The 11913-nt window shown below is 68.8% G+C and carries 9 protein-coding genes; all 9 read left to right on the forward strand.

What is annotated here, in order from left to right:
- Window positions 1-11: 11 nt before the first annotated feature.
- On the forward strand, window positions 12-2636 hold the full coding sequence (locus tag AAW14_RS32910; protein ID WP_265568092.1) for a valine--tRNA ligase: 2625 nt from the start codon (window positions 12-14) through the stop codon (window positions 2634-2636).
- Between the two features lie 91 nt (window positions 2637-2727).
- Window positions 2728-4275 (forward strand): bifunctional tetrahydrofolate synthase/dihydrofolate synthase, encoded by a 1548-nt coding sequence (gene folC / locus AAW14_RS32915; RefSeq protein WP_265568093.1) that lies wholly within the window; start codon window positions 2728-2730, stop codon window positions 4273-4275.
- Window positions 4276-4281: 6 nt separating this feature from the next.
- Window positions 4282-4665, forward strand: coding sequence for a DUF4233 domain-containing protein (locus tag AAW14_RS32920; RefSeq protein ID WP_265568094.1), 384 nt, complete (start codon window positions 4282-4284; stop codon window positions 4663-4665).
- Between the two features lie 77 nt (window positions 4666-4742).
- On the forward strand, window positions 4743-5156 hold the full coding sequence (gene ndk, locus AAW14_RS32925; protein WP_265568095.1) for a nucleoside-diphosphate kinase: 414 nt from the start codon (window positions 4743-4745) through the stop codon (window positions 5154-5156).
- Window positions 5157-5498: 342 nt separating this feature from the next.
- A complete protein-coding gene (locus tag AAW14_RS32930; protein WP_265568118.1) occupies window positions 5499-6518 on the forward strand; it encodes a rod shape-determining protein in 1020 nt (339 codons plus the stop codon).
- Between the two features lie 193 nt (window positions 6519-6711).
- The gene (mreC, locus tag AAW14_RS32935; protein WP_265568096.1) at window positions 6712-7650 is read left to right on the forward strand and encodes a rod shape-determining protein MreC; all 939 of its coding nucleotides are present in this window, start codon (window positions 6712-6714) and stop codon (window positions 7648-7650) included.
- Window positions 7651-7662: 12 nt separating this feature from the next.
- Window positions 7663-8331, forward strand: a complete 669-nt coding sequence (gene mreD / locus AAW14_RS32940; RefSeq protein ID WP_265568097.1) for a rod shape-determining protein MreD — start codon at window positions 7663-7665, stop codon at window positions 8329-8331.
- Window positions 8332-8414: 83 nt separating this feature from the next.
- Window positions 8415-10667, forward strand: coding sequence for a penicillin-binding protein 2 (mrdA, locus tag AAW14_RS32945; RefSeq protein WP_265568098.1), 2253 nt, complete (start codon window positions 8415-8417; stop codon window positions 10665-10667).
- On the forward strand, window positions 10664-11863 hold the full coding sequence (gene rodA / locus AAW14_RS32950) for a rod shape-determining protein RodA (protein WP_265568099.1): 1200 nt from the start codon (window positions 10664-10666) through the stop codon (window positions 11861-11863). The genes mrdA and rodA overlap by 4 nt, the downstream gene beginning before the upstream one ends.
- Window positions 11864-11913 lie beyond the last annotated feature (50 nt).

Genomic DNA, 11913 nt, shown 5'->3' on the forward strand with positions numbered 1-11913 from the left:
AAACTGGGCCCGTGACCGAGAACGCTCAGCAGCAGCCATCAGCGCCCGACACCGAATTGCCGACCCAGTACGCGCCGGCCGATGTAGAGGGGCCGCTGTACGAGCGCTGGGTAGAGCGGGGTTACTTCGAGGCGGACGAGAAGAGCGACAAGCCGCCCTACACCGTCGTCATCCCGCCGCCGAACGTCACCGGCAGCCTGCACCTCGGGCACGCCTTCGAGCACACCCTCATCGACGCCCTGACCCGCCGCAAGCGCATGCAGGGTTACGAGACGCTGTGGCAGCCCGGGATGGACCACGCCGGCATCGCCACGCAGAACGTCGTCGAGCGGGAGCTGGCCAAGGAGGGCAAGTCCCGGCACGACCTCGGCCGTGACGCCTTCGTCGAGCGCGTCTGGCAGTGGAAGGCCGAGTCCGGCGGGCAGATCTCCGGGCAGATGCGGCGCCTGGGCGACGGAGTCGCCTGGTCCCGTGAGCGCTTCACCATGGACGAGGGCCTGTCACAGGCCGTCCAGACCATCTTCAAGCGGCTCTACGACGACGAGCTCATCTACCGCGCCGAGCGCATCATCAACTGGTGTCCGCGCTGTCTGACCGCGATCTCGGACATCGAGGTCGAATACCAGGACGACGACGGCGAGCTCGTCTCCATGAGGTACGGCGAGGGCGACGACAGCATCGTCGTCGCCACGACCCGTGCCGAGACCATGCTCGGCGACACGGCCGTCGCCGTCCACCCCGACGACGAGCGCTACAAGCATCTGATCGGCAAGCTGGTCAAGCTGCCGCTCACCGACCGGTCCATCCCCGTCGTCGCCGACACCCACGTCGACCCCTCGTTCGGTACCGGCGCCGTCAAGGTCACCCCGGCCCACGACCCGAACGACTTCGAGATCGGCCAGCGCCACAACCTTCCGGCCATCACGGTCATGGACGAGCACGCCGTCATCACGGCGCACGGCCCCTTCCAGGGCCTGGACCGCTTCGAGGCCCGCTCGGCCATCGTCGGCGCCCTGCGTGCCGAGGGCCGGATCGTCGCCGAGAAGCGTCCGTACATCCATTCGGTCGGCCACTGCTCCCGCTGCAAGACCACGATCGAGCCGCGCCTGTCCATGCAGTGGTGGGTCAAGGTCGGCCCGCTCGCCAAGGCCGCCGGTGACGCGGTCCGCGAGGGCAAGGTCAAGATCCACCCGCAGGAGATGGAGAAGCGGTACTTCGACTGGGTCGACAACCTCCACGACTGGTGCATCTCACGGCAGTTGTGGTGGGGTCACCGCATTCCGGTGTGGTACGGCCCGAACGGCGAGGTCGTCTGCGTCGGCCCGGACGAGGAGCTCCCGACCGGCGAGGGCTGGCGCCAGGACACCGATGTCCTCGACACCTGGTTCTCCTCCGGCCTGTGGCCCTTCTCCACGCTGGGCTGGCCCGAGCAGACCGAGAGCCTCGAGAAGTTCTACCCGAACTCCGTCCTGGTCACCGGCTACGACATCCTCTTCTTCTGGGTCGCCCGGATGATGATGTTCGGCCTGTACGCGATGGACGGCACTCCGCCGTTCCACACCATCGCCCTGCACGGCATGGTCCGCGACCAGTTCGGCAAGAAGATGTCGAAGTCCTTCGGCAACGCGGTCAACCCGCTGGACTGGATGGACAAGTACGGGTCGGACGCGCTCAGGTTCACCCTGGCCCGCGGCGCCAACCCGGGTGTCGACGTGCCGATCGGCGAGGACTGGGTCCAGGGCTCCCGCAACTTCGCCAACAAGATCTGGAACGCCACGCGCTTCGCGCTGATGAACGGCGCGACGGTCGAGGGCCCGCTGCCGGACAAGTCGAAGATGTCGGCGACCGACCGGTGGATCCTCTCCCGGCTCAACTCGGTCGTCGCCGAAGTCGACGCGTACTACGACGACTTCCAGTTCGCCAAGCTGTCCGACGCACTGTTCCACTTCGCCTGGGACGAGGTCTTCGACTGGTACGTCGAGCTGTCCAAGACCACCTTCCAGGCTGGCGGCGAGGCGGCCGAGGTCGGCAAGCGCGTCCTCGGCGAGGTCCTGGACGTCACCCTGAAGCTGCTGCACCCGGTCGTCCCGTTCGTCACCGAGACGCTGTGGACCACCCTGACCGGCGGTGAGTCGCTCGTCATCGCCAACTGGCCCAAGGACAGCGGCTTCCGGGACCCGGCAGCCGAGCAGGAGGTCGAGACCCTCCAGTCGGTCATCACCGAGGTCCGCCGCTTCCGTGCCGACCAGGGCCTCCAGCCCGGCCAGCGCGTCCCGGCCCGGCTGACGCTCGACGGCACGGCGCTCGCCCCGCACGAGGCTGCCATCCGCCAGCTGCTCCGGCTGCAGCCGGAGGGCGAGGGCTTCACGGCGACGGCGACCCTGCCGGTCGCGGGCGCCACGGTCGCGCTGGACCTGTCCGGCACGATCGACGTGGCGGCGGAGCGCAAGCGGCTCGCCAAGGACCTGGCGGCGGCGGAGAAGGAGAAGTCCCAGGCCACCGCCAAGCTCGGCAACGAGGCGTTCTTGGCGAAGGCCCCGGACCACGTCGTGGAGAAGATCCGCACGCGGCTCGCCAAGGCGGACGAGGACATCGCCCGCATCCAGGCCCAGCTGGAGCGTCTGCCGCAGGCGTGAGCCGGTTGCGCAGGTGGCCGAAGGCTCCCGGAACCGCACGGCTCCGGGGGCCTTCGGCCACCTTGTCACCGGTCCTCCGTAGACTGGCCTCGTGAGCGACCTGCCCCCGCGTGACCCCAATGAGAGCGACCCCTTCGAGGACATCGTCGAGGCCGAGACCCAGCTTCCCCAAGCCCTCGACGCCGCTCGAGCAGCGGAGACCCCAACCCCCGATCTCGCGGTGATCGAGGCCGGCAGCCGTACCCTGCGGACGCAGGGCGGGCCGCCGGAGTCCGGCCTGCCCGCGCGGCCCGGGGACCCCGAGGTCGACAAGGCGCTGCGGGCGGTCGAGGGCGAGCTGGCCACCCGCTGGGGCGAGACCAAGCTGGAGCCGTCCGTCAGCCGTATCTCGGCGCTGATGGACGTGCTGGGGGACCCGCAGCGGTCGTACCCGTCCATCCACATCACGGGCACCAATGGCAAGACGTCCACGGCCCGCATGATCGAGGCCCTCCTCCGCGCGTTCGAACTGCGCACCGGCCGGTACACGAGTCCTCACGTCCAGTCGATCACCGAGCGGATCAGCCTCGACGGCGCGCCCATCTCCCCCGAGCGCTTCATCGAGACGTACGAAGACGTCAAGCCCTACGCCGAGATGGTCGACTCCCAGCAGGAGTACCGGCTCTCGTTCTTCGAGGTGCTCACGGGCATGGCGTACGCCGCCTTCGCGGACGCGCCCGTGGACGTCGCGGTCGTCGAGGTCGGCATGGGCGGCAGCTGGGACGCCACGAACGTCATCGACGGGGACGTCGCCGTCGTCACCCCCATCGATCTGGACCACACCGACCGGCTCGGCGGCACGCCCGGCGAGATCGCCCAGGAGAAGGCCGGCATCATCAAGCAGGACGCCACCGTCATCCTGGCCCAGCAGCCGGTCGACGCCGCCCAGGTGCTGCTGAAGAAGGCCGTGGAGGTGGACGCGACCGTGGCCCGTGAGGGCCTGGAGTTCGGGGTCGTCTCCCGGCAGGTCGCGGTCGGCGGCCAGCTGCTGACCCTGCGCGGCCTCGGCGGCGAGTACGACGAGATCTACCTGCCGCTGCACGGCGCCTACCAGGCACACAACGCGGCCGTCGCGCTCGCCGCGGTCGAGGCGTTCTTCGGCGTCGGGTCCCAGCGGCCGGAGCCGCTGGACGTCGACACGGTCCGCAAGTCCTTCGCCTCGGTGTCGTCCCCGGGCCGTCTGGAGGTCGTACGGCGCTCCCCGACCGTCGTCCTGGACGCCGCCCACAATCCGGCGGGCGCCCGCGCCACCGCAGAGGCCGTCAGCGAGGCCTTCGACTTCAGCCGGCTGATCGGGGTCGTCGGCGCCAGCGGCGACAAGAACGTACGTGGCCTCCTGGAGGCCTTCGAGCCGATCTTCGCCGAGGTCGTGGTCACCCAGAACTCCAGCCATCGCGCGATGGACGCCGACGAGCTGGCCGCGCTCGCCGTGGAGGTCTTCGGCGAGGAGCGCGTCCAGGTCGAGCCGAGGCTGCCCGATGCCCTGGAGGCCGCGATCACGCTCGCCGAGGAGCAGGGGGAGTACACGGGCGGCGGCGTGCTCGTCACCGGCTCCGTCATCACCGTCGGCGAGGCCCGACTGCTCCTGGGGAAGGGCTGACGTCCGGTGCGTACGCTGTGTGCTTCGACCCTGATCGGCGAGTTCTTCGTCATCGGCTTCGCCGGCCTGGTCGCCATGAAGGACCCGAGCATGTCCATGGGGACGGTCTGGACCGTCTGCGGCATCGCCATGGTGCTCAGCGTCCTGCTGTGCGGCCTGATCACCCGCCCCGGCGGCGTCCTGCTGGGCTGGGCGCTGCAGGTCGCGCTGATCGCCTCCGGGTTCGTGGTCCCCTCGATGTTCTTCCTGGGCGCGATCTTCGCGGCGCTGTGGTGGGCGTCGGTGCACTACGGACGGAAGATCGACGAGGCGAAGGCCCGCTTCGCGGCGGCCGAGGGCAAAGAGGGCGGCCCGGGCACCCCGCCGGCCGCCCCGCCCCAGAGCACCTGACGCTGCGTAACGTCCACCCGAACGGGCCCTGTACCCTCTACGCACCGCACAACCGTGACCTGTAAGGAGCCACCCTCGTGACCTCCCGCACCCTCGTCCTCCTCAAGCCCGACGCCGTGCGTCGCGGGCTGATCGGCGAGATCATCAGCCGTATCGAGCGCAAGGCCGGCTGGACCATCAGCGCGCTGGAGCTGCGCACCCTGGACCAGGAGACGCTGGAGCAGCACTACGGGGAGCACAAGGGCAAGCCCTTCTACGAGCCGCTGGTGGAGTTCATGTCCTCCGGCCCGGTCGTCGTGCTCGTCGTCGAGGGCGAGCGGGTCATCGAGGGGCTGCGCGCGCTGGCCGGCCCGACCGACCCGATCGCCGCCGCCCCCGGCTCCATCCGCGGTGACTTCGGCGTGATCGTCCGCGAGAACCTGATCCACGCCTCCGACTCCGAGGAGTCCGCCGAGCGCGAGCTGAAGATTTTCTTTCCCGGACGCTTCTGAGCGTCCGGATGATGAACTTCTGAGCTCGTCTTGTGAATAATTTCTGAGGCTTTGTCACGTCACCCGGACGGCTGAAACCCGGACGGCCGAGGAACCCCTTCCTGAAAACCCGGTCGTCGTGTGGCATATGCGTGCCGATCGGGGGAACGGCTACCCCCGAACGCCCGTCTCCACAAGCGAGGCGACGCGTCATCTGCTGACAATGGCGGAGACCCTCGCACAGTGTTCGTGCAGGCGAGACTACGATGTAAGCCTTCACGTCACAGCACCCACTCCGCCGCCCCGACGAAAGCCTCGTACGCTCCACTTGGGAAGGCCAGACGAATCCTGATGGGGAACTCAATGTCGTTCATCGGCCGTGACATGGCTGTCGACCTCGGGACCGCCAACACGCTGGTGTACGTCAGGGGTCGCGGGATCGTACTCAACGAGCCGTCCGTCGTCGCGATCAACACCAACACCGGGGGCATCCTCGCGGTCGGCGCGGAAGCGAAGAAGATGATCGGCCGGACGCCGGGCAACATCGTTGCCGTGCGCCCGCTGAAGGACGGCGTGATCGCCGACTTCGAGATCACCGAGCGGATGCTCCGCTACTTCATCCTGAAGATCCACAAGCGGCGTTATCTGGCTCGTCCGCGCGTCGTCGTCTGTGTGCCCTCGGGCATCACGGGCGTCGAGCGCCGCGCCGTCATCGAGGCGTCCTCCCAGGCCGGCGCCCGCCAGGTGCACATCATCGAGGAGCCCATGGCCGCCGCCATCGGCTCGGGCCTGCCGGTCCACGAGGCCACGGGCAACATGGTGGTGGACATCGGCGGCGGCACCACGGAGGTCGCGGTCATCTCGCTCGGCGGCATCGTCACCGCCCAGTCCATCCGCGTCGCGGGTGACGAGCTGGACAACGCGATCATCCAGCACGTCAAGAAGGAGTACTCCCTCCTCCTCGGTGAGCGGACGGCGGAGCAGATCAAGATCACGATCGGCTCGGCGTACGACCTCGACGCTGACGAGCACACCGAAATCCGCGGCCGGGACCTGGTCTCCGGGCTGCCCAAGACCGTGGTCATCTCGGCGGCCGAGGTCCGCAAGGCCATCGAGGAACCGGTCAACGCGATTGTGGACGCGGTCAAGACGACCCTCGACAAGTGCCCGCCGGAGCTGTCCGGCGACGTCATGGACCGGGGGATCGTCCTGACCGGCGGCGGCGCCCTGCTGCGCGGCCTCGACGAGCGGCTGCGCCGGGAGACCGGCATGCCGATCCATATCGCCGAGGATCCGCTGGACAGTGTGGCGCTCGGCTCCGGCAAGTGCGTCGAGGAGTTCGAGGCGCTCCAGCAGGTGCTGGACGCCCAGCCGCGCAGATGAGGCGACGCGCCGATTCCGCCGTACGAGACGATCTCCTCTCGTGCGGCGGATCGTTGATATAGAGGCATAAGCCCCCAAATCGCCCCCGGGTCCCGCCCACCGGGTTGTGCCTGCCAGGTATGGCCCACCGGGCACCGCGCATTCCGGGGCGCCCGCCCTACACATTCCGACGAGGAAGGCACGGCCGCCGCACGTGAGGGACACACGAGAGAGCCGGCTGCTCCTGGTGCTGCTGATCGCCATCGCGTTCGCTCTGATCACGGTGGACATCCGCGGCGGTCAGGACTCACCGGTCGAAGGTGCCCGCCAGGTCGCCGCCACGGCCTTCGGCCCGATCGAGAACGGGGTGTCGTCCGCGGTCGACCCCGTCGGAAACGCGATCGCGGCCGTACGCGACTCCGGCAGGCGGCACGACCGTATCGCCGAACTGGAGCGTGCCAACGCCGCCTTGAAGGCGAAGCTGGGCAGCGACGACCGCAATCGCAGCCGTCTCAAGCAGCTCGACAAGATGATCCGGGTGGCGGGCGAGGGACAGTACGGAATCAAGGGCGCCGAGGTCATCGGGATAGGAGCGGCCCAGGGTTTCTCCTGGACCGTCACGATCGACGTGGGCGCGAACGACGGCATCAAGCGCGACATGACCGTGATCAACGGCGAGGGTCTGGTCGGCCGTGTCACCACCGTCGGCCCCGACACCTCGACCGTGCTGCTGGCCAACGACCCGGACTTCACCGTCGGCACCCGCATGGAGAACAGCGACGAACTCGGCTTCGCCTCCGGCCAGGGTGACCGCCCACTGCGCGTCCAGCTCCTCAACGCCAAGGCCGACGTGAAGAAGGGCGACCGCCTGGTCACCTTCGGCTCGCAGGCCGACAAGCCGTTCGTGCCGGGTGTTCCGGTCGGCGTGGTCTCCCGGGTCGACCCCTCCGGAGGCGGCCTGACCCGCACGATCTATGTGAAGCCGTTCGTGTCCTTCACCAGCCTCGACATCGTCGGTGTCGTAGTCCAGGCGCCCAAGAAGGACCCGCGTGACACCGTCCTGCCCCCCAAGCCACAGCCCACTCCCACGCCGACCGTGACCGTCACCGTGACGCCTTCGCCCTCCGCCTCCGACCAGCAGCAGACGCCCTAGGAGCTGATCCACATGCGCCTCAACCGGGTGCTGCTCTCCACCGCCCTGGTGATCGTCGCCCTGGTGATCCAGGTGAGTGTCCTCGCCCGCCTCCATCTGCCCGGTGCCGTGCCCGACCTGGTGCTGCTGACGGTCGTCGGCCTCGCCCTGGTCTACGGCCATGTCGGCGGCTGTCTCATCGGCTTCGGCGCGGGCCTGCTCTCCGACCTCGCCCCGCCCGCCGACCACGCCGCCGGCCGCTACGCCCTCGTGCTGTGCGTCGTCGGCTATCTCGCCGGACTCGCCCGGCCCGACAACGGCCGGCTCAAGTCCGCGAGCGGCCCGATGGCCGTGGTGGTCGCCGCCGCGATCGGCTCCACCCTGCTGTACGCGGGCGTGGGCGCCCTCGTCGGCGACACCGCGGCGCGCCATGTGGGCCTGATCAGCCTGCTGTTCACGGCCGCCGTGTACGACCTGCTGCTCGCGCCCTTCGTGGTCCCCGGGATCATGGGCCTGGCCCGCCGTGCCGACAACGACCCGCTCGCCGAGACCAACTCCGCCAAGGCCGCCGACGTCTCCTCCGGCTGGCTCTCCTCCGGCACCGGACTGCGCATCGGCAGCCAGCGCGGTGTGCTGCGTGTCAAGGCGGCCAAGGCCCGGGTGGCCCGCGCCGGACGCATCAAGGGGGTCAAGCGGCTGTGACGATCCGAGTCCCGGCCGTCCGGCCGCACAGGTTGACCGTGTACTCGTACAACCCGTACGTGCGCTGAGAGGGGGAGGCAGCAGTGACCAACATTCCCGAGACGGGACGGACCCCACGGGTCCAGATCCGGCTCGTCGTCATCCAGATCCTCGTGCTGTCCCTCCTCGGCACCCTCGGCGGCCGCCTCTGGTACCTCCAGATCCGCAGCGGCGCCGAGTACGCCAAGGAGGCCTCGGGAAACCACGTCCAGCAGGTCGTCCAGCCCGCCGTGCGCGGCGAGATCCTGGACGCGCGGGGCGTCCCGATCGCGGACAACGAGACCCGGCTGGTGGTCTCCGCGTCCCGCACCGACCTGATGAAGATGAAGGACCGGGGCAAGGCGGTCCTCACCAAGCTGGCAGGCGTCCTGGGCATGAAGCCGCAGGACGTCATGGACAAGGTCCGCCTGTGCGACGCCAAGACGGCGCAGCCCTGCTGGAACGGTTCCCCGTACCAGCCGATCCCCATCACCGACGATGCCAACCCCCGGCAGGCCCTGCAGATCCGTGAGCGCTCCGAGGACTTCCCCGGCATCACCGCCGAGCCCGAGGCCCTGCGCCGCTACCCGAGCCCCGGAGAGGCCAACACGGCCCAGGTCCTCGGCTATCTCTCGCCCGTCACCGACGAGGAGATCCAGCAGGCCAAGAACACCAGCTCGCCGTATCTGCGGTCCGACCAGGTCGGCCGCTCCGGACTTGAACGCCAGTACGACCAGGTGCTGCGCGGCAAGGCCGGCGTCACCCGCTACGAGGTCGACAACCTGGGCCGGGTCATCGGCAAGGCCAAGAGCGACTCCGCCCAGCCCGGCTCCAACCTGGTCACCAGCATCGACGCCCGCGTCCAGCGGGTCGCCGAGTACGAGCTGAACGAGGCGATGAAGGCCGCACGGGCCCAGTTCGACAAGAACACCGGCGAGAACTACAAGGCGGACTCCGGGGCCGTCGTGGTGATGGAGGCCAAGACGGGCCGTGTCGTCGCCATGGCGTCCAACCCGACGTACGACCCCAACGTCTGGGTCGGCGGCATCTCCGCCAAGGACTACAAGCAGCTCACCGGCAAGGAATCCGACTACCCGCTGCTCAACCGGGCCATCCAGGGGCAGTCGGCTCCCGGCTCCACCTTCAAGGTGGTCTCCACGGCCGCCGCGATCCAGGCCGGCTACGCCTTCGACGGCAACTACCCCTGCACCAGCTCGTACTCTGTCGGCGGCCAGGTCTTCAAGAACTTCGAAGGGGAGAACTTCGGGCCGATCTCGCTGGGTCGCGCCCTGGAGGTCTCCTGCGACACCGTCTTCTACGGCCTCGCGGACAACGAGTGGAAGAAGGACGGCGGCATCCACCCGAAGAAGGGACAGCCCAAGGACTGGTTCTTCAGGACCGCCCACCAGTTCGGCCTCGGTAGGCCCACCGGCGTCGACCTGCCCAACGAGGTCTCCGGCCGCGTCCCCGACCGCCAGTGGAAGCTGAAGTACTGGGAGGCCAACAAGGACGCCTGGTGCAAGACCGGCAAAAAGGATGGAAGTTACGTCGAGAAGATCGCGTACGAGAACTGCCTCGAAGGCAACAGGATGCGCGAGGGTGACGAGATCAACTACTCCATCGGCCAGGGCGACACCCTCCTGACCCCGATTCAGGAGGCCGACATCTACTCGGCCATCTCCAACGGCGGCACCCTGTGGAACCCGACCATCGGCAAGGCGATCATCAGCCCCGACGGCAAGAAGATCACCGAGATCAAGCCCCAGTCGCACGGCAGGCTGCCGATCGACCAGAAGACGCGCGACGTCATGGACGAGGCCCTCGCGGGCGTCGTCACCCGCGGTACCGCCGCCTGGAAGTTCGGCGGCTGGCCGCAGGACAAGATCCCGCTGCACGCCAAGACCGGTACCGCCGAGGTCTACGGCAAGCAGACCACGTCGTGGCTGGCCACGTACAGCAAGGACTACGCGGTCGTCATGACCATCGCCCAGGCCGGTACGGGCTCCGGCGCCTCGGGTGAGGCCGTGCACAAGATCTACAACGCACTGTACGGCGTTCAGGACGACGGCTCGATCGACAACAAGAAGGCCCTGCTGCCCACCCCGCAGAAGGACCTCCCCAAGATCCGGACCGACGGCTCGATCGTCTCCCCGAAGATCGAGAAGTTCGACCCGAACGCCGACAAGGCCACCGGACAGGACCAGCAGGGCACACCCACCGACAACCCGTCGGCCACCACGCCCTCACCGACCGCGAGCAACCGCACCACCCGACGGCGCACGGACCGCCCGAAGAAGAGGCGGAGGATCCTGACGTGACCGGAGCGAACAACTTCTCCGTCTCCGGGTACGGCCCCGCCCGGCCCGGCTGGACGCGGGTCTTCGCCCGCGACGGCCTGGCCCGCCGTCTCGACTGGCCGATACTGCTGTCGGCCGTGGCCCTGTCGCTGATCGGCACGGCCCTCGTCTACTCGGCGACCCGCAACCGCACCGAGATCAACCAGGGCGACCCGTACTACTTCCTGATCCGGCACCTGATGAACACCGGCATCGGGATCGCCCTGATGATCGGCACCATCTGGCTCGGCCACCGCACCCTGCGCACGGCCGTGCCGATCCTGTACGGCCTCTCGGTCTTCCTGATCCTGATGGTGCTCACCCCGCTCGGCGCCACCATCAACGGCAACCGCAACTGGATCGTCTTCGGCGGCGGCTTCTCCCTGCAGCCCTCCGAGTTCGTGAAGGTCACGATCACCCTGGGCATGGCGATGCTGCTCTCGGCCCGGGTCGACGCGGGCGACAAGCAGTACCCCGACCACCGGACCGTGGCGCAGTCCCTGGGCCTGGCCGCCGTCCCGATGATGATCATCCTGCTCATGCCCGACCTCGGCTCGACGATGGTCATGGTGATCATCGTGCTGGGTGTGCTGCTCGCCTCCGGCGCCTCCAACCGCTGGATCTTCGGCCTGCTCGGCGCGGGCGCCCTGGGCGCGGTCGCCGTCTGGCAGCTGCACATCCTGGACCAGTACCAGATCAACCGCTTCGCCGCCTTCGCCAACCCCGACCTGGACCCCGCGGGCGTCGGCTACAACACCAGCCAGGCACGCATCGCGATCGGCTCCGGCGGACTGACCGGGGCGGGCCTGTTCCACGGCTCCCAGACCACGGGCCAGTTCGTCCCCGAGCAGCAGACCGACTTCGTCTTCTCGGTGGCCGGGGAGGAGCTGGGCTTCGTCGGCGGCGGTCTGATCATCGTCCTGATCGGTGTCGTCCTGTGGCGGGCGTGCCGGATCGCCCGCGAGACGACAGAGCTGTACGGCACGATCGTCGCCGCCGGGATCATCGCGTGGTTCGCCTTCCAGTCCTTCGAGAACATCGGAATGAACCTCGGCATCATGCCGGTGGCGGGCATTCCGCTGCCGTTCGTGTCCTATGGCGGCTCGTCGATGTTCGCCGTCTGGATAGCGGTGGGACTGCTGCAGTCGATCCGGGTGCAGCGGCCGCTCTCGGCGTAGGGAAGGGCGGACGACGCCGCGACGCCGAGCCCTGTTCGCCTCCTGACCCG

The organism is Streptomyces hygroscopicus (assembly GCF_026168105.1).
In the GTDB taxonomy this organism is placed as follows: Bacteria; Actinomycetota; Actinomycetes; order Streptomycetales; family Streptomycetaceae; genus Streptomyces; species Streptomyces hygroscopicus_D.